The 20028-nt window shown below is 56.6% G+C and carries 18 protein-coding genes and 1 other RNA gene; 10 read left to right on the top strand and 9 right to left on the bottom strand.

Annotated elements, in window-relative coordinates; translation table 11 throughout:
- Window positions 1–8: 8 nt before the first annotated feature.
- The gene (locus SHEW_RS01235; RefSeq protein ID WP_011864044.1) at window positions 9–1907 is read left to right on the top strand and encodes a methyl-accepting chemotaxis protein; all 1899 of its coding nucleotides are present in this window, start codon (window positions 9–11) and stop codon (window positions 1905–1907) included.
- Window positions 1908–1917: 10 nt separating this feature from the next.
- On the opposite strand, the gene SHEW_RS01230 is transcribed toward SHEW_RS01235, so the two are convergent.
- The gene (locus SHEW_RS01230) at window positions 1918–2826 is read right to left on the bottom strand and encodes a LysR family transcriptional regulator (protein WP_223294749.1); all 909 of its coding nucleotides are present in this window, start codon (window positions 2824–2826) and stop codon (window positions 1918–1920) included.
- A gap of 126 nt (window positions 2827–2952) precedes the next feature.
- On the opposite strand from SHEW_RS01230, the gene SHEW_RS20050 reads away from it, so the two are divergent.
- Window positions 2953–3903 (top strand): cysteine hydrolase family protein, encoded by a 951-nt coding sequence (locus SHEW_RS20050; protein WP_011864042.1) that lies wholly within the window; start codon window positions 2953–2955, stop codon window positions 3901–3903.
- A 13-nt stretch (window positions 3904–3916) separates the two neighbouring features.
- On the opposite strand, the gene SHEW_RS01220 is transcribed toward SHEW_RS20050, so the two are convergent.
- The 3 genes from SHEW_RS01220 to SHEW_RS01210 form a co-directional block, all read right to left on the bottom strand.
- Entirely contained in the window at window positions 3917–4276 is a 360-nt protein-coding gene (locus tag SHEW_RS01220; protein ID WP_011864041.1) for a YkvA family protein, read from the bottom strand.
- A gap of 74 nt (window positions 4277–4350) precedes the next feature.
- Window positions 4351–6693 (bottom strand): YgiQ family radical SAM protein, encoded by a 2343-nt coding sequence (locus SHEW_RS01215; RefSeq protein ID WP_011864040.1) that lies wholly within the window; start codon window positions 6691–6693, stop codon window positions 4351–4353.
- Between the two features lie 130 nt (window positions 6694–6823).
- Window positions 6824–7219: an MAPEG family protein gene (locus SHEW_RS01210; RefSeq protein WP_011864039.1), complete on the bottom strand. Its 396-nt coding sequence runs from the start codon at window positions 7217–7219 to the stop codon at window positions 6824–6826.
- Between the two features lie 243 nt (window positions 7220–7462).
- On the opposite strand from SHEW_RS01210, the gene SHEW_RS01205 reads away from it, so the two are divergent.
- From SHEW_RS01205 to SHEW_RS01195, 3 genes are all read left to right on the top strand, one after another.
- The gene (locus SHEW_RS01205) at window positions 7463–8683 is read left to right on the top strand and encodes a threonine/serine exporter family protein (RefSeq protein ID WP_041406264.1); all 1221 of its coding nucleotides are present in this window, start codon (window positions 7463–7465) and stop codon (window positions 8681–8683) included.
- Between the two features lie 183 nt (window positions 8684–8866).
- Complete coding sequence (locus SHEW_RS01200; protein ID WP_011864037.1) at window positions 8867–10576, top strand: ShlB/FhaC/HecB family hemolysin secretion/activation protein; 1710 nt, start codon at window positions 8867–8869, stop codon at window positions 10574–10576.
- Window positions 10577–10645: 69 nt separating this feature from the next.
- Window positions 10646–11455 carry a substrate-binding periplasmic protein gene (locus tag SHEW_RS01195; RefSeq protein ID WP_011864036.1) on the top strand — a complete coding sequence of 270 codons (810 nt, stop codon included), beginning with the start codon at window positions 10646–10648 and terminating at the stop codon, window positions 11453–11455.
- Window positions 11456–11535: 80 nt separating this feature from the next.
- Here SHEW_RS01195 and rnpB read toward each other — a convergent pair.
- Window positions 11536–11895: RNase P RNA component class A (gene rnpB, locus SHEW_RS20190), an RNA gene on the bottom strand.
- Between the two features lie 71 nt (window positions 11896–11966).
- A complete protein-coding gene (gene rsmI, locus SHEW_RS01190) occupies window positions 11967–12809 on the bottom strand; it encodes a 16S rRNA (cytidine(1402)-2'-O)-methyltransferase (protein ID WP_011864035.1) in 843 nt (280 codons plus the stop codon).
- A gap of 88 nt (window positions 12810–12897) precedes the next feature.
- Here rsmI and SHEW_RS01185 point away from each other — a divergent pair, with 88 nt between their 5' ends.
- From SHEW_RS01185 to dolP, 4 genes are all read left to right on the top strand, one after another.
- Complete coding sequence (locus SHEW_RS01185; protein WP_011864034.1) at window positions 12898–14802, top strand: penicillin-binding protein activator; 1905 nt, start codon at window positions 12898–12900, stop codon at window positions 14800–14802.
- A complete protein-coding gene (locus SHEW_RS01180) occupies window positions 14799–15143 on the top strand; it encodes a YraN family protein (protein ID WP_011864033.1) in 345 nt (114 codons plus the stop codon). Before SHEW_RS01185 ends, SHEW_RS01180 begins: the two co-directional genes overlap by 4 nt.
- 68 nt (window positions 15144–15211) lie before the next feature.
- The gene (locus SHEW_RS01175) at window positions 15212–15805 is read left to right on the top strand and encodes a phosphoheptose isomerase (RefSeq protein ID WP_011864032.1); all 594 of its coding nucleotides are present in this window, start codon (window positions 15212–15214) and stop codon (window positions 15803–15805) included.
- Window positions 15802–16371 carry a division/outer membrane stress-associated lipid-binding lipoprotein gene (gene dolP, locus SHEW_RS01170; RefSeq protein ID WP_011864031.1) on the top strand — a complete coding sequence of 190 codons (570 nt, stop codon included), beginning with the start codon at window positions 15802–15804 and terminating at the stop codon, window positions 16369–16371. Before SHEW_RS01175 ends, dolP begins: the two co-directional genes overlap by 4 nt.
- A gap of 21 nt (window positions 16372–16392) precedes the next feature.
- On the opposite strand, the gene SHEW_RS01165 is transcribed toward dolP, so the two are convergent.
- Window positions 16393–17262: a DMT family transporter gene (locus tag SHEW_RS01165; RefSeq protein WP_011864030.1), complete on the bottom strand. Its 870-nt coding sequence runs from the start codon at window positions 17260–17262 to the stop codon at window positions 16393–16395.
- A gap of 125 nt (window positions 17263–17387) precedes the next feature.
- On the opposite strand from SHEW_RS01165, the gene SHEW_RS01160 reads away from it, so the two are divergent.
- A complete protein-coding gene (locus tag SHEW_RS01160) occupies window positions 17388–18263 on the top strand; it encodes a LysR substrate-binding domain-containing protein (protein WP_011864029.1) in 876 nt (291 codons plus the stop codon).
- Between the two features lie 64 nt (window positions 18264–18327).
- Here the strand turns inward: SHEW_RS01160 and trpS are convergent, their stop codons facing one another.
- A complete protein-coding gene (trpS, locus tag SHEW_RS01155; RefSeq protein WP_011864028.1) occupies window positions 18328–19326 on the bottom strand; it encodes a tryptophan--tRNA ligase in 999 nt (332 codons plus the stop codon).
- Window positions 19327–19331: 5 nt separating this feature from the next.
- A complete protein-coding gene (locus SHEW_RS01150) occupies window positions 19332–20027 on the bottom strand; it encodes a phosphoglycolate phosphatase (protein ID WP_011864027.1) in 696 nt (231 codons plus the stop codon).
- Between the last annotated feature and the right edge of the window lies 1 nt (window position 20028).

The raw sequence follows: 20028 nt of genomic DNA, 5'->3' as shown, positions 1-20028 counted from the left end.
AGTAATTGATGGGATTCAAGAAATCACTCGTGGCCTCTATGGTCACCTTAGTCGCCCTCTGCCTGTTGATCTCGAACTGGCTCTCCTACGTCCAGATTAAAGAGGCCACCATCGCCAGGGTTAACGACAAACTCACCGGCGTCACCCGTAACGAGTCGGCCAAGGTTGCCACCTGGTTTGGCGCCAAGGCCCAGGCAATGGATGAACTGGCCCGCCACTACCGTTTGGGGAGTTACCAGGACAACTATGTCAACACCGCGCGTCTCGCCACAGATCTCTCCGGGGTCGCCCGCATCTATTTCGGCTTCGATGACGGCAGCGCCTACTCCACCGAAACCGGCGACAAGTGGCTAAACGGCAAGGCGATCCCCGGCAAGTACGATCCCAGAACCCGCCCCTGGTATCAGCAGGGTAAGGCCACAACTCAGCTGGACGTCACCGACATCTACATAGACGACGGTTCGGGCCACAAGGTGATCTCCATCCTGAAGAACCTGGGCGACGGCGTGGTGCTGGGTGATATAGAACTCACCTATCTTCATGATGTTGTCAGTGCCATAGATTATCCTGGGGCGGTCGCCCTCATCACAGATCAAACCGGCAAGGTATTGGCGTCAGAATCCCCCACCCTGGTCAGTGGCAGCCGCTTCAGCGACTTCGGCCTACCTCAGGTGCAGCAGAAAATCATCGGTAGCGACGAGGTGATGCAGGAATATCGCATCGACGGCGTCGATAAGCTGGGCTTCTCGAAAGCCATCCCCCTGGTTAATGGCAAGCAGTGGTTCCTCTTCATCGGCCTGGACAAGTCGAACGCCTACGCCGTGGTCGACCAGGCCCTTACCAGCGCCCTCGTCTCTTCCGCCATCATGTTGCTGTGCGCCATCAGCATCTTGCTTGGGGTCCTGTACCTCCTCTATCGCCCTATCTTGTCGCTCAAGGCCATGGTTACCGAACTGTCTAAGGGCAACGGCGATCTCACCAAACGACTCGAGATACATTGCGAGGACGATCTGGGGCAGATCTCCATGGGGATCAATCAGTTTATCGCCAACCTGCAGGCCATGATGCGCGAGGTGCTGCAAGCCTCGGCCCATATCTCAGGCAGTGTCGAGCGACTCAATGGGGAGACAGAGACCAATCGCCATATCCTGTCGGCTCACACCAAAGAGACAGAGCAGATAGTCGCCGCGGTGGAAGAGATGAGCGCCACCGCCAACGACGTCGCCCAAAATGGCAGCGAGACCGCCTCCTTTACCCAACTCACCAACGAACAGGCGCTGGCATCGAAGCAGGTAGTGGCTCAGGCCACAGAGACGGTCAACCGCCTAGTTAGGGAGGTGGAACATACCGCCGACAAGATAGGTCAGATCGATCGTGACACCATCAATATCACCCAGGTGCTCAAGGTGATTGGTGACATCGCCGACCAAACCAACCTACTGGCCCTCAACGCCGCCATCGAGGCCGCTCGAGCCGGCGAGCAGGGACGGGGATTTGCCGTGGTGGCCGACGAGGTGCGGGCCCTTGCCGCGCGCACCCAGGACAGCACGGCGGAAATTGAGGAGACACTAAGCAATCTCAGAGACGCCTCTAACAGCGCGATCCACTCGATGGAGGTCACCAAGCAGACCTGTCTGGAAACCGCCAGCACCACTGAGAGGGTCGCCACGGATCTCGACGCCATCGGCAGTTCGGTTAATCAGATCAACGACCTGAACACCCAGATCGCCACCGCCGCCGAAGAGCAAAGCTCTGTCTCGGCCGAGATCACCCGCAACATGAGCGCCATCTGCGACATGGCCAACGAACTGGCTCGCAGCGGCGAGTCGAGCCGCAACGAAACCGTTAATCTGGCCACCGCCAATCAGCAGCTGGAACAGATAGTGGGACAGTTCAAACTCGATTGAGGCACAAGGCTCAGCCGCTTACCGGGGCCTTCTGCCTGAAGGCCTCTTTCAACCTCTCCACTACTAAACGCAACGCCAGGGGTAACTGTTGCTGGTAGGCGTGAATGGCAAACACCTCTCGCGACGGGCCGCTGTGCTCGGGTAGCACCCGCTGCAGCTTGCCCTCGGCAAGCTCAGTCTCGATAAAGATTGAGGGCACCAGGGCAATGCCGACACCTGCAATGGCGCTGTTGATAGCGCTGATGGAGGTGTTGACCTTGATCTCCTTAGCCGCCTCGAAGGCCAGACCGCTAGGGCCTTGCAGCACCAGAGGTCGCTGCCAGGGCAGGACTATCAGGCTGTGACCCCGCAGACTCTCCGCCGTAATGGCGGCGCTGCGGTTGATATAGCTAGGGGCGGCCACCAGGACGCTGTCGAGTCGGCCGATAGGAATCGCATGATAGCCGCTGTCTTTCTGCGGCCCGACGGAGATCGCCATGTCCAGGTTGTGCTGCAAGATATCCAGCCGGGCATCGTCATAGTGCATCTCTGGCAGCAGCTGCGGAAACTCGCCACAGAGTTCGGCAATGATGGGGGTGAGCAGCGGCGCCTCGAAGGCCAGGGGCGCGGTGATCGCCATGCGCCCACCGGGCACCGCCTGCTGGTCATGGGCCGCCTCCAGGGTTTCGGTCAGCAGGCGCCACAGCTGACGGCTGCGCTGAGCCATCGCCTCCCCTTGAGTGGTGAGATGCAGCTGGCGGGTACTGCGGGTCAGCAGCTTGACGCCGAGATCTTGCTCCAGCTGGCTCACATACTGGCTCACCGCCGACTTGGTATGACCGAGCGCCTCGGCCGCGGCGGTGAAGGAGCCCTGATTGACCACCTCGTCGAATACCAACATCTGATATGCCAGCCGCTTTTGTTCGTTTTTTCTGAACATTCTTATCAATCAAGACCTAAATATCACAATAAGAAATAACAATAGACTGGCGCCTCAACAGATTCAAGCGACTAGTCCTAATAACTAGTTCCAACGACTAATTCGAGTAGCTTACGAGGAGCCAACATGAGTCAATCTATCCGCCAAGCCGTCATGCAAGCCAGCCAAGCCTGGATTGCCGATTTCAACCGTCAGGCCTTTGCCGACTGCATCGCCCGCTATCTGCCAGAGGCACAGATGCAGGTCTCTCCCTTCGGCCGTTTCGATGGCGTTGAAGCCATTAGCCAGTTCTGGCTCGGCTTCGCCCAGCAGAATCCCGGTGAGCTGGTCTATCGCAATGTAGAGATCAAGGTGCTCAGCGACAGTCAGGCAATCCTCTCAGCCAACTGGCGCATGAACATCGCCAGCGGGTTTATCAGTAAGGAGTTGTGGACCCTGGCCGACGACGGCCACTGGTATCTAGAAGAGGATGATTTTAGCGTGCTGACCCAGCTGAGCGAGCCCCTGGCGCCACGGATGCGCAGCGCCCTGGTGCTGGTAGATCTGCAAAACGACTATTTTAAGGGTGGCCGCTTCGCACTGGATAACTGTGAGGCCGCGGCGGCCAACGCGGCCAAGCTGCTACATCATTTTCGCAGCAATCAACTGCCGGTGATCCATGTGCAGCACATCTTCAAGGATCCCGAGGCGAGCTTCTTCCAGGCAGGCACCCAGGGTGTGGAGATCGCCGACATGGTCGCGCCCAAGGGCAATGAGCCTGTCATCATCAAGCATTATGTGGACAGCTTCATCGACACAGCTCTGTCTCAGACATTGATCGAGATGGGCATAGACAAACTAGTGGTCGTCGGCGCCATGGCCCAGGCCTGTGTGCAGACTCTGTGTCGCAGCGCCGTCAAGGCAGGCTTCGAGTGTGAGGTGATAAGTGATGCCATTGCCGCCCCGAGCCTCTCCTGGGAGAGTCAGGATCTGAGCGGCGAGCAGCTGGTGGCGGCGAATCTCATCTCCCTGAGCTTTGGCGGCGCCAAGGCACTCAGCCTAGATGACTGGCTGATTCTGGAACGACTGGCGGGCTAATGCAATCGAGGCATCAGTCGAACCAAGCCGAGCGCTTCTCGGCCGCCTGACGCTTCACGCTGTCATCGATATACATGCAGACCATGGCCAGCGCCGCGGCCAGGGCGCCGAGATCGTCTGAGAATCCCACCACAGGAGTGAGATCCGGTATGGCGTCCAGCGGCGTGATGAAATAAGCCAGGGCGCCGAAGATCACCGTCTTGGCCCACTTGGGCGTGTCCGGCCTTTGCGCCGCATAGTAGAGGCACAGGGCATTGTCGATCACCTCGCGCCCGGCCAGCTTGGCAAACTGCTTAACCTTGTGCCAAAAGCCCTCGTCGCTGTAACCATCGACTCCAGCCTCACCATTTTGGCCGCGATGTGAGTCACTCATTGGAAGCTCCTGTGCAATAAAAAAGGGAAGTGGTTAGATACTCCCCTTTTTTCATCGTTTTGACCAGCGATGCTTTAGCGTTGATGCTTAGGCGTAGTGCCCCAGGCGTTCTTCACCGGACGCTTGCCAGGCTTACCTCTTGAGCCAGCCTTGCCTGCACTTGATTTGCCCGCGCTTCCCTTGCCCGTGCTTCCCTTGCCAGAAACGCCCTTACCTGCCGCCTGTCCCTGAGACTTGCCCTTGCCTTGGCTCTTACCTTGAGCATTACCTTGGCCATTGCCCTTACGCTCATCGAACTGGTTGGCGCTGAAACGGGTCACCGCCTTCTTACCCGCAGGTGTGTTAGCTGTCTTGGCACGATAGCCCTGGCGCTCCTGGCGGGTTTCCGCCGGCACCAGGCAGTTAGCGCCGCCACCGATAAGGTGTTCCTTACCCATCTTAATCAGGGCTTCGCGGATCATCGGCCAACCGGCCGGATCGTGATAACGCAGCAGCGCCTTGTGCAGCTTACGCTGACGGCCGCCCTTAGGTACCTCGACAGTCTCACTGCTGTGCTTGACGTTTTTCAGCGAGTTCAGCTCGGTATGATAAATTGTCGTGGCATTCGCCATAGGTGACGGATAGAAGTTCTGTACCTGATCCAGCTTAAACTTCTCCCCCTTGAGCCAGAGCGCCAGATTCACCATATCCTCATCCGTGGTGCCCGGGTGGGCCGAGATGAAATAAGGGATCAGATACTGCTTCTTGCCCGCCTCGGCGGAATACTTGTCGAACAGCTCCTTGAACTTGTCATAGGTGCCCATGCCCGGCTTCATCATCTTGTTCAGCGGGCCCTCTTCGGTATGCTCGGGGGCGATCTTCAGGTAACCGCCCACATGGTGACTGGCCAGCTCCTTCACATAGCGCGGGTCTTCCGTGGCCAGGTCGTAACGCACGCCTGAGGCGATAAGCACCTTCTTGATGCCCGGCACATCGCGAGCGGCGCGGTAGAGATCGATTGTCGCCTGGTGGTTGGTATCCAGGTGGCCACAGATTGAGGGGAACACACAGGAGAGTCGGCGACAGGTACTCTCGGCCTTCACCGAGGTACAGCCCAGGCGATACATGTTGGCCGTCGGGCCACCGAGATCTGAGATCACCCCGGTGAATCCTGGCACCTTGTCTTGAATGTCCTTGATCTCTTTGATGATCGAGTCCTGCGAGCGGCTCTGGATGATGCGGCCCTCGTGCTCGGTAATAGAGCAGAAGGAGCAGCCGCCGAAGCAGCCACGCATGATGTTGATCGAGGTCTTGATCATGTCATAGGCGGGGATCTTCTCCTTGCCATAGACGGGATGCGGCACACGCTTGTAGGCCAGGTCGAACACCCCATCCATCTCGTCGGTATTGAGCGGCCAGGCCGGTGGATTGACCCAGATGGCACGCTCGCCGTGGGGCTGGAACAGGGCGCGGGCACAGCCTGGGTTCTGCTCCTGGTGCAAAATGCGCGAGGCGTGGGCATAGAGATACTTGTCGCCGGCGACCTTCTCATAGCTTGGCAGCAAGACATAGGTCTTCTCCCAAGGCTTAGGTCGTGGCGGCTGCACCGAAATAGGCTTAGGCGCGTCATTATCGAATACCTTGACGTCGCTTGGGCCAGAGAGATTCTGACAGCCCACATCGTCGGCGCCATAGGGGTTAGGAACAGGGTCTATCTTGTGCAGCTGATCCAGCTTGCGCGAGTCCATCCCCTTCCAGCCATACAGGGGCTCTTTACGGATCACCGTAGTGCCGCGCACATCATGGATGTCACCGACGCTCTCACCGGCGGCGAGACGATGGGACAGCTCCACCAGCGGGCGCTCGGCATTACCGTAAACCAAGATATCGGCCTTGGCGTCCAAGATCACCGAGCGGCGCACCTTATCTGACCAATAGTCATAGTGGGCGATGCGGCGCAGGCTGGCCTCAATACCGCCGATCACCACGGGCACCTGCTTATAGGCTTCTTTACAGCGCTGGGTATAGACGGTCACGGCGCGATCCGGACGCTTGCCGCCGACGTTACCGGCCGTATAGGCATCGTCATGACGCAGACGGCGCTCGGCGGTGTAACGGTTGATCATCGAATCCATGTTACCCGCGGTCACACCGAAGTAGAGGTTGGGCTTACCCAACTTCATGAAATCCTCTTTGCTCGACCAGTCTGGCTGAGAGATGATGCCGACCCTGAAGCCCTGGGCCTCCAGCATGCGGCCGATCACCGCCATCCCGAAGCTGGGATGATCTACATAGGCGTCACCCGTGACGATAATGATGTCACAGCTATCCCAGCCCAGCTTGGCCATCTCCTTGCGCGACATAGGCAAGAAGGGCGCCGGCTTTTCATTGCGGCCCAGATACTTGGGATAGGTAAAGAGTGTGGATTCGACCTGCATGTATGATACTGCCTAACTTTCAAACCAAAGAGTAAGTGTAGTCGCCAAGCGGCGACCACTAAAAGGAGGCGGAGTATAACAGCGAAACCTGCTTAAGTGTGAACAAAAAAGCAGCAATAATGGCGATTTTCTATGCCAAGATGAAATAAAACAGATTCACCACCGCCAGGGCCAGTATCACCAGCCAGCTGAGCAGCACACCCCAGAAACGACCGAAGTGATAGCCGCCACGCCCCTGGGTCAGACCTATGGCGTGTAGAATGCGCGCCACCAGCCAAACGGTGCCTGCCGCATGCAGATAGACGGGTGCCAGGCCGTTAAGCTCGGCGAGTAGCAACAATAGCAGCGCCATCGGGGCGTTCTCGATGAGGTTGGCATGTACCCGGTTGGCGAGGCGTAGCTCTTCACTGCCACCTGAGCCCAGGCCTATCTTGAGTCCGCGCCTGAGGCGCACCACGCGATAGGTGAAAAACACCGCCATGATGGCCGTGAGAGCAATATAAAATCCCGAAACGCTTACCGACATATCTCTATCCTTAATGACACCAATTTCATTCACGCCAGACTACAACCCTGGCAAATAACAGCCTTTAGCCCTATTAACTGAAAGCTTGGACAAGCCAGTGAAAAGTGCCTGGAAATCCTGCCCTTGGCTAACTTAACCCGAATTTAAAAAAATTCCCAAGCCATTAACCTTTTTGGTACAAGATAGGTTAAGATGCGCTCGCTTGAGCATCACCCCCAGATTTCACCATCATGGACTGTACAATTGGATAACGCAGAGTTTCTTGAAAAACGCAGATTTATCATAAAATTAGGTAAAGCCCTGCACAAGTTTGGTACCCCTGCCTACCGTCTAGAGGCCCATCTGCAATCGATCTCTAAGGTCTTAGGTATCGAGGGTTACTTTCTGATCTCGCCAACCTCCATGACCTTTGTGTTGCAACACGATACAGATCAGGAATACAACCATATGGCGCGCGTTAAGCCTGGCGAGCTGGATCTGGGCTCCCTGGCCCGTACCGACGAGTTGGTGGAAGAGGTTCTGTCTGGCAAGCGCACCCTGACCGAGGCGCTAGAGCGACTCGAAGAGATCGCTAACAAGCCTAATCCCTATGGTCCCTTGCTGACCCTGCTGGCCTTTGGCACCTCTGCCGGTGCCTTCGCCATGTTGATGGGCACCAGCTGGAATGACGTCTTCTGGTCGGCGCTGCTCGGCTTCATGGTCTATGGCCTTGTCTACCGCGCCGAACATTCCAAGCGCATGGCCGAGACCCTTGAGCCCTTGGCCGCCATCTTGTGCGCCATCGCCGCCTGCGGCATCGCCTACTTCGACCCTTATATCAATATCCCCGTGGTGATCCTCTCGGGCATCATAGTCTTTATCCCCGGACTGGCACTGACACTGGGGCTGGCCGAACTGGCGGCGCGGGATCTGATCTCGGGCACGGCGCGTATCATGGACGCCTCCATGTTACTGTTTAAGCTCTATTTCGGCGCCATTTTCGGCATGGTGATAGGCAACGCCATCTTTGGTGAGGCAATCTATTTCGAGCCAGAACCTCTGCCGCGCTGGGCTATCTGGTCCGCCGTGCCGCTGCTCTCCGCCGCGCTGGTGATCATCTTCAAGGCCAGGCTAAAAGACTCTCCCTGGGGAATATTCGCCGGTATCGTCGCCTTCTTCTCCGCCATGTTGGCCGGGATCTATCTGGGGGAATCTATCGGTATCTTCTTCGGCGCCCTGGCGGTGGGGATCTACTCTAACCTCTATGCCCGCTGGATGAAGTCGCCCGCCTCCATCGCCCTGCTACAAGGGATAGTGATCTTGGTGCCCGGCAGTAAGACCTATATCGGCCTCAACACTCTTATCCTCGGCGAGACCATGCTCAACCAGTCCCACATTGGCACGCAGATCTTCCTGATCTTCATGTCGCTCATCGCCGGACTCATCTTTGCCAACGTCGCCGTACCGCCGCGTCGTACCCTCTAATTGACCAGCCAAGTCCTGATGCGGTCTAGACGCTTGCATCAGGATTTGCGCAAGTAAAATCATCAGCTTATTTTATCTTCGCCGCTTGACTATTTAGCGTTGCGGGTGTGTTATTAAATTGTGTCTAACTTATAACCCCCTGAGTTCTCCTTAACGATAAAAGCAAAGATAAGGATGATCGCTATGCTGACTGGTGCGCGCTACTCTCTGCTGTTTGGCTGCCTATTGGCGAGCGGCCTGTGCGCGGCCGAGCCACAGCAAGCGAGCGCATCAGATAAAGCGGTAGCCGCAGATGCATCGACTCAGCAGCTCAACTCGGGCGGCAGCCCCGCCGACGAGGCGCAGCTCAATCAGAAGAAGTCGATCAACAAGATAGTGGTGGTCAGCAACGCCATCTTCGACGAGTCGGATCCCGACGCCTTCTTTATCCATCGCTGGGCCAACTACCTGCATATCAACACGCGGGAGTCGACCATACTCAACAAACTCAGCTTCAACGATAAGGACAAGGTGTCGCAGAAGGATCTCGATGAGGCCCAGCGCATCCTGCGTTATGAACCTTACATTCGCGATGCCAGGATCAACTTTGCCCAACGCGATCCAGATGCCGGTGCAGAGGAGACAGGCGAAGGCGAGACCATACTGGTGGAAACCTGGGACAACTGGTCGCTGCTACCCACCTTCAGCGCCGGTCACAGCGGCGGCGAGAGTAAGTTTTCCGTCGGCATCAAAGAGGATAACCTGCTGGGACTAGGGGTACGTACCCGCCTGAAATATAAGTCGACCGCCGATCGCACCGGCTATCAGCTGGCCTTTCGCGTGCCCACCGACTGGCTGGTGAAGCACTCGACCCTCACCGCCAACTTTTACGACAACAGCGACGGTCAGGCCACCATCTTAGACTTCACTAAGCCCTTCTATCGTCTGGATACCAAAGACATGTATTCGGGCCATTTTATCGATGATCTGCGCACCGACACCATAAGGCAGAACGGCTTCGACGTGAACGAGTTTGAACATAAGGTGGAATACGCCAATGCTCAATATGGCTGGCGTCTGAACAAGGTGGACGACTGGCGCTCGCGCATCATAGTCGGGGTAACCCAGGACAAGCATAGCTTCGCCAATATCCCGCAGTTCCCCACCAGCGAACTACCCCAGAACAGGGACTTCCTCTACCCCTGGGTCGCCTATCAGTTTATCGAAGACGACTATAAGGTGCTCAACAACGTCTATCTGATCAACTATAACGAAGACTTCAACCTGGGTTGGCAACACTATGTCAAACTTGGCCTGGAGACCCAGGACACGGCTGGCAGCAACCCCCTGGGCTACCATGTCAACTGGTACTCCTCCCGTGGCTATAAGGGCGACGATCAGCTAATCTTGCTCAGAATGGATGGCGAAGGGGTATTCGCCACCAGCCAGCCCGACTACTTTAAGGTCAACGCCACCGCCGAGTACTTCTATCAGATCAATCCCAAGTGGACCGCCTACTCAAAGGTGCGCCTAAGCACCTCGCAAAACAACTACTTGGACGCACCCTTCGCCATGGGAGACAACACAGGCGTGCGCGGCTACCCCAACGACTACCAGCATGGTGACAACCAATGGTTATTCAGCGCCGAGATTAGAAACTACCCCAACATCAACCTGTACCAACTGGCCGAACTCGGCTGGGCGGTCTTTACCGATGTCGGCCAGGCCAGCGGCGGCCCGGATCAAGACAATGAAACCTCGGGCCCCATCGGCAGCGTCGGCATAGGTGCACGCATCTACTCCTCTCGCTCCAGCTATGGCAACGTAGCCCACATAGATCTCACCCTCCCCTTTACCAGCGGCGCCGAGGTGAACAGCTGGGAATGGCGCTTCCAGGTAAAGACCCATTTTTAGCCCCAGCGCAGATCCCTGCCCAGCGACTAAACTGATAGATGTCGTGGCCATAAAGGTAGAACGCGCATCATGATCTCGCCAAAACTCAGAATATTGTTATTGATCATGCTCTTGCAGCTGCCGCTTTCGTCATGGGCCGAGGCAAGCGATCTCAATATCGTCTATCACGACTTCGCTCCCTTTAGCTATGAGGACAATCGAGGTCGGGCCCAGGGGATATTGGTGGAACTGACCCAGGCGATCTGCCTGCAGTGGCCGGGACGTTGCGACATCTCGATTCGTCCCTATCGCAGAGCGATGCACATGTTTTCCAGCGGCGAGGCTAAGGGGATCTTTCTCGGCTGGAACCGGGAGCGGGCCGAGTCCATGTGGTTCTCCCTGCCGCTGGTGCAGACGGAATACGGCTTCTACACCTTAAATGACTTTCCGATCACCGACCTGAGTCAGCTGGCGGGTAAGGTGATTGGCGTCTATGGCCCCTCCAACACCTACACCTCGCTCATGCGCCAACAGGAAAAACTCAAGCAGCTGTCGCTGCCGCCCCTGCTCACCGACATCTATCCCCAGGGCGATGCCTTGCCGGTTCGCATGCTGCAGAAACGCAGGTTCGACGCCTACTATGTCAACAAGGATGTGGGCCGTTTCTACGCCGGACAGGTTGGCTTGAGCCAGCTGCATTATCTCAGCGCCGAAAGGGCGATTCTGTATTGTGTCGCCTTCAACAAGGCCTTCACCGACAGCGAGACAGTGCGCCAGTTTAATCACCTGTTTCTCAGGCTGTTACAGGAAGGACGCCTGGATAAGATCTACCAGAAATATCAGATGCAGCCGATCCGCTTGCCACAAACAGATTTTACGCCCAAGAGCATGCCTTATTAATATTGTGAGAGAGCGGCTACGGGAAATGGGCTGTAAAAAAGAAAAGGCCCGTCTGTCATAAACAAACGGGCCTTACTAATGTGTTGAGTTGGCCGATAAGCCGGGTCCTGTCGTGGACAGTTATTCATCTAGGCCTGCAATCGCTCACAGGCTCAAGCGACCTACCCGGTTCCAACGCGAGCCACGCATTAATTCCTAAGAATAGTGGAACCCTATTTGGTCTTGCTTCGGGTAGAGTTTACCTTGCTACGGACTGTTACCAGCCGCACGGTGCGCTCTTACCGCACCCTTTCACCCTTACCAATCCGAAGACTGGCGGTCTTCTCTCTGCTGCACTTGTCGTCGGTTCACACCGCCCAGGCGTTACCTGGTACCCTGCTCTATGAAGCCCGGACTTTCCTCCCCGCTCTATTGAGCGCGGCAACTGTCTGGCCAACTCGGCGCGGATTATAGCCTAATGCGACGCGGCGCACCACCATATATTGGCGTAGTGCCTGCCGATAGTTGCCGACTAGAGATCCAGCTCTAGGCCCAGCTTATAGAGGGCGTTCTTCTTCAGCCCATGGATCTGCGCCGCCAGCGCCGATGCCTTCTTCAGCGGTAGCTCCTGACTCAGTAACTTTAGCGTCTCCAGCGCCTGGGCGGGCACGCCGGCATCTTCATCTGTGCGATGTCCGTGGCACATGAGCACAATTTCGCCCTTCTGCTGGTTGGGATCCTCACTCACTGTCGCAAGCACCTCAGCGGCGGGGCCAGAGAGGAAGGTCTCGAAGGTCTTGGTGACTTCACGGGCCATCACCACCTGACGATCGCCGCCAAGCGCCGCCACGATAGAGGTTAGGCTGTGAACGATGCGATGTGGCGACTCGTAGAAGATCAGGGTGCGAGGATCTTCTTTCAGTTCGGTCAGTTTATCGAGACGTCCCTTCTCCTTGGCGGGCAGAAAGCCCTCGAACGAGAAGCGATCCGACGGCAGCCCAGAGGCGCTCAGCGCCGTGATAGCCGCACAGGGGCCCGGCAGCGGCACCACCTTGAAACCGGCTTCACGCACCTGTGACACCAGATGATAGCCAGGATCGGAGATCAACGGCGTACCGGCATCGGAGATCAGCGCCACAGACTCACCATTGGCCAGCTTCTGGATGATCCCCTGAGCCCGGTCGCGTTCGTTGTGATCATGCAGCGCCGTCTTGCGGGTCTCTATGCCGAAATGGCTCAGCAATTTACCGCTATGGCGGGTGTCCTCACAGGCGATAAGGGATACCTGATTCAATACCTCTAGGGCGCGGCTGCTGATATCTCCAAGGTTACCGATTGGAGTAGGAACTATGTAAAGTGCGACCGACAGGTCCATATCTACCTCTGTAATGATTGTCACAAGACTTTCGTCAGGCGTAAGAGAAGGTTAAACTACAGCCAGCATCTTACCAGAGTGAAGTCCTGTGTTAAAAAGACTGAATACAACTAAATTTATCTCCGCCGCTGTGTTGGCCACAGTATTATTCGGTTGTGCCACGGCGCCAACCCCAGTGAAAGAAACCAGCACCCAAGTTTCTTTGGTGAATGCCACCCAAAGCCCTGCAGAGTACCTGGCGGATGCCAAGCAGGCTTCCGATGCCGAGCAGAAGAACCGTCTGATGCTGCTCGCCGCCCACGCCTTTATCAACCAAGGCGACACGGGCAATGCCAGCAAGACGCTAGCGGCCGTAAAACCTAGCCTGGTCAACAAGCCAGAGATCCTGGCCGAGCACAGATACCTGAGTGCCAGAGTACTGGAGCAGACGGCCAACTATGATCAGGCCCTGGCTCAACTCAATTATCCCAGCAAGTGGCGACTCGCCAACTGGCAGATGGTCTCCTACCATCAACTCAAGGCGCGTCTGTTTCAGCTGAGCAAATCGCCAATCGAGCAGGCCAAGGAACTCACTCTGCTGGCGACTTATCTGCCGAGCACCGAGGCGAGTGAAGTCAACGACGAGATCTGGGGCATATTGCAGCCCCTGCACGAGCAGACACTGCTGGCCTTTAGTCAGGATAGCAGCAACCCCATCTTTGCCGGCTGGCTGCAGCTGGCCTATATCGCCAAGCATTATGCCATAGACCCTCAGCAATTGGTGCAGCAACTGGGTAACTGGCAGCAGGACAACCCAGGCCATCCGGGCGCCAAGAAGCTGCCGACGGATCTCGAGCGCGCGCTGAATACCAAGCCCTACAAGCCAAAGAAGATTGCCGTCTTGCTGCCGCTCACCGGCCCCAGAGCCGCCATCGCCGACACGGTCAAGCAGGGGATCATCTCCAGCTACCTGACCAATCCGGACGACTCGGTATCGGTTAACTTCTTCGACACGGCCCAAGGCGCCGAGCTTGCACAGCAGCAGGCGATTGCCGCCGGTGCCGATTTCATCATAGGCCCACTGTTACAGTCTGAGGTGGAGAGCCTGATGCAGGCGGAGCAGAAAGCCAGCCAGCAAGCCAATGGTCAACAGCAGCCTGGCGCTCAAGCACAGGCTCAAGCTCAAGCTCAAGCTCAAGCTCAAGTACAGCCTAAGGTGCCCCAGCTGTTTCTCAACCATGTGGACAGCTTCACGCCATCGAACGACCAGTTCTTCTTCGCGCTCTCACCCACCGACGAGGCGGTAGATGCCGCGCAGAAGCTCTATAACGACGGCATAGAGAAGCCGCTGCTGCTCGCCAGCGACGACGCAGTCGGTCGCCGCATGGCCGAGGCCTTTAACGGTAAGTGGCAGGAGCTCACCCATGAAGCGGCCGAGATCCACTACTACAAGCGCGGCGACGAGATGAAGGTCACTGTGCAGAAGTCCCTTGGGGTGATCGACAGTAAGGAGCGTATCGCCCGTATCAAGACGCTACTGGGCAATAAGATCGAGGCCGACTTTAGATCCCGCCGCGATATCGACGCCATCTATATGATCGCCAGCAGCCAAGATCTGCCGCTGCTCAAGCCCTTTATCGACGTGAATTTCAGCGTGTTTGCCGAGCCGGTGCCGTTATACACCACCAGCCGCAGCCGTATCGAGAGCCAATCGCGCACCGCCGCCCAGGAGCTGAATAACCTGACCATCAGCGATATTCCCTGGTTGATCGAGACTAACGCCGAAACCGCCGAGGTCGCCCGTCTCTGGCCGACCTGGGGTAACAGCCAGAAACGCCTGTATGTGATGGGTTTCGATGCCCTGCAACTGGTGAGTAAGCTGGCGCAGATGCGCGCTTTGCCCGGCTACCAGTACTCGGGTCGCAGCGGCCTGCTTTCCGTGTCGCCCGATGGTACGATTAACCGTCAGCTCAGCTGGGGACGTTACCAGCGAGGCAATTTGAGACCCCTATGACGAGTGCCGAGCACCTCACCAAGGGCCAGCAGGCGGAAGATCGTGCGCTGGCCTATCTGGAACAACAGGGACTCAAACTGGTCGAACGAAACGTACGCTACCCATTTGGCGAAATTGACCTCATAATGCGCCAAGGTCACAAATGGATTTTTATTGAGGTAAAATACCGCCAATCGAAACAGTTTGGCGGTGCGTTACAGGCAGTTAGCCGAGGCAAGATAGCAAGGCTTAATCGAGCGGCAAGCCATTATATGCAGCTCAATCAGATAGATGCGCAGTGTCGCTTCGATCTCCTGGCCATAGATGGCGATGACATTCAGTGGATCACCAACGCCTTTTAGTGCTCCACTCAGCCACCACTATGCAAGTGAAGACTTGTTAAACAGTTTTATTTTTGAAGGATAATTCCATGTTAGAACGTATTAAAGACAGTTTTACCCACTCTATCCAGACCAAGATCGATGCGGCTGAGGCGCTACCTGAGTCTATTGAGAAGGCGGCCGAGATGATGGTGCAGTGTCTACTTGGCGGCAACAAGATCTTAGCCTGTGGTAACGGTGGCAGCGCCGGCGATGCACAGCATTTCTCTGCTGAGCTGCTGAACCGCTACGAGATCGAGCGTCCGCCACTACCGGCCATCGCCCTGACAACCGACACCTCGACCATCACCGCGATTGGTAACGACTACAGCTATGACGAGATCTTCTCTAAGCAGATCCTGGCACTGGGTCAACCTGGCGACATCTTGCTGGCCATCTCGACCAGTGGTAACTCGGGTAACGTGATCAAGGCGATGGAAGCGGCGCTAAGCCGTGACATGACGATCGTGGCCCTCACGGGTAAGGATGGCGGCGCCATGGCCGGTCTGATGGGCACAAACGACGTGGAAGTGCGCGTACCTTCAAACGTCACCGCGCGTATTCAGGAAGTGCACCTGTTAGTGATCCACTGCCTGTGCGACAACATCGACCGCACCCTCTTCCCGCAGGATGACCAGGCATGAGAGCTCTGCTCCCAATCCTAGCCGTACTCTTGCTGTTACAAGGCTGCGCCGGGGCCGTGATGGTCGGCGCAGTGGGTGGGGCCATGATGGCCAACGATGAACGCAGCTTCTCGACCCAACTGGACGACACCAACGCTGACTTTCAGATCGCCAGTGCCCTGGCGGCACACGAAGATATTAAGAACCAAACCAATATCACTGGTGTGGCGATGAACGGCAACGTGCTCATGATAGGCCAGGCGCCAAGCTCCATGCTGCGTGACAAGGCGATCAACACAGTGCAAAAACTTAACCTGGGCGGCAAGATCCACAATCAGATCCGCATAGGTAACCCGACCTCCTTCACCACCCGCAGCAACGACACCTGGATCACCACCAAGGTGAAGACGCGTATGCTCAACGACAAAGATCTGGATGTCACCCGCATCAAGGTGATCACCGAAAATGGCGAGGTCTTCCTCCTGGGTGTCGTGAGTCGCGATCAGGCCGATCTGGCGGTGGATATCGCCCGCAACACGGCCGGTGTACGCAAGGTTATCAAGGTCTTCGATACGCCAAACAGCTAGCACGCCGGGTGCTTGCTGCGCCTAGGCGAGCCTGGCTTTCCTCACCTTACGCCATCTTCGCGTCAGCACAGGCAAGAGTATGGTCGGCAACACGATCAGGGCGGCGCCCAGCCAGCCTAAAGGATCCAGCCACTCGTCGAACCAGAGCCAGCCAAACAGCACACAGAACAACAGACCACTGTATTCGGCAACGGCTATCTCGCCCGCCTGGGCCTTACGATAGGCCGGCACGCTAAAGAGCTGATAGGCGAGCAGGAAAATATTGCTCAGCACAGCAATACCCAATACTGGCCAACTAAAGCCCGCGAATCCCTGCCAGGCGGCAAAGCCTATCACCAAGGGCAGGCTCAAGAGGTTGTAACAGATGACCGTGACGCTCGCCGCCTCGCTGCTGGGCAGCCATCTCAGCATCAGCTGATTGGCCGCGAAGACAATTGCCGACACTAATACCGCCAGCGCCGCCAGGTTCATCTCGCTTGGCCTGAGTATGATGAGAATGCCGATGAAACCGAGCACAGTCGCCAGGATCTGCTGGCTACTGAGTCGCTCCTTGAGGAACAGCATGCCCATGACGATGATCATCAAGGGCGCTGAATAGAACAGCGAGCTAACTGTCGCCAGAGGCAGGGAAAGCAAGCCGAGGATCAGCAATAGTCCACCGACCGCGCCGCTATTGGCCCGAATCATGTGGAGCTTCAAGAAGGCGGTTCTCGGCCTGCCAGCGTACAACCAGAGCGGCAGCATCATCACAATCGCCGTCACCTGACGTAGTAGCAGAAACATGGTGGCATCGCTCTGCGCTGGCAGCCACTTGATCGACACATCGTAGAGGGCGCTAAACACATTCCCCAGCAGCAAGAGGCCGAGGCCTAACATCAGATTGCGCTGCATTACAGCCTCCATCATCAAGATTCATCTGGCTGCATGATAGCGAGCAAGATACTGTAGCTAAAATGATGATTTCTTATCATAGATGAATTAAATTCATCTATTGAAACAGGTATAGGAGACACTTGATGAGAAAGATCCCCCCACTCAGGGCGCTGCAGGTATTCGAGGCCGCCGCCCGTTTGCAGCACTTCTCCCGGGCTGCGCAGGAGCTGTGCATTACCCAGAGTGCGGTGTCTCATCAGGTTCGTCTACTGGAGGAACACTTCGCCCTGCCCCTGTTCAGGCGCGAGGGCCGCAGCCTGAGACTCACCGACAAGGGCGAGCAGCTGTTTCAGGAGACGGCGAGGATTTTCAATGAGCTGGGAGAGCTAAATCTCAGGTTACTGGGCGAGAAGCCAGAGGCGCTACGTCTGGCGGTCTACAGCTCCTTCGCGGTAAAGTGGCTGATCCCCAGGCTCAGCGGCTTTCGCCGCCTACATCCAGGGATTCAGGTACGCCTGGATATGATCACCGAAGACCCTGTGCTCTCCCACAGCAGCGCCGACATGTTTATCACGGGCCAGCAAGATCAGAAGGGCTACTGGCAACAGCTACTGCACGCCGAGCGCTTGATCCCCGTCTGCAGCCCGGAGCTTATCAGCAGCAGCGACAAGCTGGATCTCGACTGGCTCAGCACCCAGCAGCTGCTCACCGTAGATGAGGGACCACTGGGGCTGGACTGGCAGCGCTGGTTTGAACATCATCGAGTGGCTCAACCCGAGGAGGAACAACAACAGCTCTTCAGCCATGTGTTGATGGCGATCGAGGCAGCGATTGCCGGTCAGGGGGTGGCCTTGGCCTCAGACTTCATGGTGCTGGATGATATCGCCAAGCAGCGCCTGGTGGCCCTTCCCTTTGCCGGCATAGATACCGGCTTCGAGTTTAACTTCCTCTGCAAGCAGCGCCGCCTGCAGGAGCCCGCCATCGCCGCCTTCGTCCACTGGTTGACTCAGCAGCACTAGCGAGTCCTCCTTAATATTTATCCATTAAAAAAGCCGGCTGATGCCGGCTGTTTTATTTGTTCGATTAGAGCAGTAGGCCTATCTTCTCGTAGACCTTCTTCAGGGTCACCTCAGCGCGGGCCTGAGCCTTCTCGGCACCTTCGTGCATCACCTGATTGAGGAAGCTCTGATCGGCTCTGTACTCCTTGAAGCGCTCCTGCAGCGGCTCAAGCATGCCGACAACCGCCTCACCGGCAGCCACTTTAAGATGACCGTACATCTTACCTTCGAACTCAGCTTCCAAACTCGCAATGCTCTGACCTGTCACGCCTGACATCAGGCTCAGCAGGTTAGAGACGCCTGGCTTGTTTTCGACATCGAAACGCACTACCGGCGGCTCGTCGCTGTCTGTCATCGCCTTCTTCAGCTTTTTCATGACCGCTTTAGGATCTTCCAGCAGGCCGATCACATTGTTGCGGTTGTCGTCAGACTTAGACATCTTCTTCAATGGATCCTGCAGCGACATCACCTTGGCACCCAGCTCAGGAATGAAAGGCTCGGGAATGGTGAAGGTCTCGCCATAGGCATTGTTGAAACGTGTCGCGATATCACGAGTCAGTTCAAGGTGTTGCTTCTGATCTTGACCCACAGGGATCTCGTTTGCCTGGTACAGCAGGATATCTGCAGCCATCAATACCGGATAGCCGAACAGGCCGACGTTGATGTTGTTGGCATGTTTCTGCGACTTGTCCTTAAACTGAGTCATGCGGCTCAGCTCACCCATCTGGGTGTAGCAGTTCAGCGCCCAACCCAGCTGAGTATGCTGCGGTACCTGCGACTGGATAAACACAGTACTCTTCTTAGGATCGACACCACAGGCCAGGTATAGGGCCAGGGTATCTAAGCAGGCATCACGCAGCTTCTGCGGATCTTGGCGTACGGTAATGGCATGCAGATCGACCACACAATATAGGCAATCATGACTATCTTGCATCGCAACCCACTGACGTAGTGCACCCATGTAGTTACCAATGGTCAATTCACCTGACGGTTGGGCACCGCTAAGCACAATAGGTTTAGTCATAAAATTTATTGCTCCAATGCTATTTGGCTATCTGTTATCTGCGCCAATACTTCGCTAAATGTGTTACAAACGGCCGTCGGGCCGCTGAGCCCAATATCTTCACCGTAGTTGTACCCGTAGGTCAAGCCGATCGAGGAAATACCCGCCGCTTTCGCCGCTAAAATATCGTTTCGGGAGTCACCCACCATCAAAAGCTGCTCATCTTCGAGCTGCCATGCCTGTTTGAGGTGCGTCAGCGGCAGGGGATCCGGCTTCATCTTCTCCAGCGAATCGCCCCCCAACACCTGATTAAACAGGTGAGCTATGCCGAAGGCCTCCAGCAGAGGCACGGTGAAGCGATAGGGCTTATTGGTGACAATCGCCAGTTGGTAACCCAGCGACACCAGCTGCTCGAGTACAGACTTAACACCATCATAGAGGCGGCTGTGCTGCTGCAGATTTGCCTCGTAATGCTTGCTAAACAGCGGCATTGCCGCATCGATATAGGCCTGTGTTGCCGCCTCACCGCGGGCGAAGGTCAAGGCGCGCTCCACCAGCTTGGCGGCGCCATTGCCTACCCAGCTTCGCACCTGCTCCTCGTCGCACAGGGGCAAGGCAAGCTCGGCGAGCATGCCTTGGGTGGCGGCGGCCAGATCCGGCACGCTGTCGATAAGCGTGCCGTCGAGATCGAAGGCGATCGCCTTAATAGATTGGGCTTTCATA

The organism is Shewanella loihica PV-4 (assembly GCF_000016065.1).
Classification (GTDB): Bacteria; Pseudomonadota; Gammaproteobacteria; order Enterobacterales; family Shewanellaceae; genus Shewanella; species Shewanella loihica.
The sequence above is the reverse complement of the archived record's forward strand: the minus strand, read 5'-3'. Positions and strand labels throughout refer to the sequence as shown.

Coding starts and splice junctions, on each gene's coding strand:
- SHEW_RS01150 (WP_011864027.1), bottom strand. CDS start 20,027: ATGAAAGCCCAATCTATTAAGGCGATCGCCTTCGATCTCGACGGCACG.
- SHEW_RS01215 (WP_011864040.1), bottom strand. CDS start 6,693: ATGCAGGTCGAATCCACACTCTTTACCTATCCCAAGTATCTGGGCCGC.
- SHEW_RS01210 (WP_011864039.1), bottom strand. CDS start 7,219: ATGTCGGTAAGCGTTTCGGGATTTTATATTGCTCTCACGGCCATCATG.
- SHEW_RS01195 (WP_011864036.1), top strand. CDS start 10,646: ATGATCTCGCCAAAACTCAGAATATTGTTATTGATCATGCTCTTGCAG.
- SHEW_RS20050 (WP_011864042.1), top strand. CDS start 2,953: ATGAGTCAATCTATCCGCCAAGCCGTCATGCAAGCCAGCCAAGCCTGG.
- SHEW_RS01220 (WP_011864041.1), bottom strand. CDS start 4,276: ATGAGTGACTCACATCGCGGCCAAAATGGTGAGGCTGGAGTCGATGGT.
- SHEW_RS01160 (WP_011864029.1), top strand. CDS start 17,388: ATGAGAAAGATCCCCCCACTCAGGGCGCTGCAGGTATTCGAGGCCGCC.
- SHEW_RS01165 (WP_011864030.1), bottom strand. CDS start 17,262: ATGCAGCGCAATCTGATGTTAGGCCTCGGCCTCTTGCTGCTGGGGAAT.
- SHEW_RS01180 (WP_011864033.1), top strand. CDS start 14,799: ATGACGAGTGCCGAGCACCTCACCAAGGGCCAGCAGGCGGAAGATCGT.
- dolP (WP_011864031.1), top strand. CDS start 15,802: ATGAGAGCTCTGCTCCCAATCCTAGCCGTACTCTTGCTGTTACAAGGC.
- SHEW_RS01235 (WP_011864044.1), top strand. CDS start 9: ATGGGATTCAAGAAATCACTCGTGGCCTCTATGGTCACCTTAGTCGCC.
- SHEW_RS01230 (WP_223294749.1), bottom strand. CDS start 2,826: ATGTTCAGAAAAAACGAACAAAAGCGGCTGGCATATCAGATGTTGGTA.
- trpS (WP_011864028.1), bottom strand. CDS start 19,326: ATGACTAAACCTATTGTGCTTAGCGGTGCCCAACCGTCAGGTGAATTG.
- rsmI (WP_011864035.1), bottom strand. CDS start 12,809: ATGGACCTGTCGGTCGCACTTTACATAGTTCCTACTCCAATCGGTAAC.
- SHEW_RS01200 (WP_011864037.1), top strand. CDS start 8,867: ATGCTGACTGGTGCGCGCTACTCTCTGCTGTTTGGCTGCCTATTGGCG.
- SHEW_RS01175 (WP_011864032.1), top strand. CDS start 15,212: ATGTTAGAACGTATTAAAGACAGTTTTACCCACTCTATCCAGACCAAG.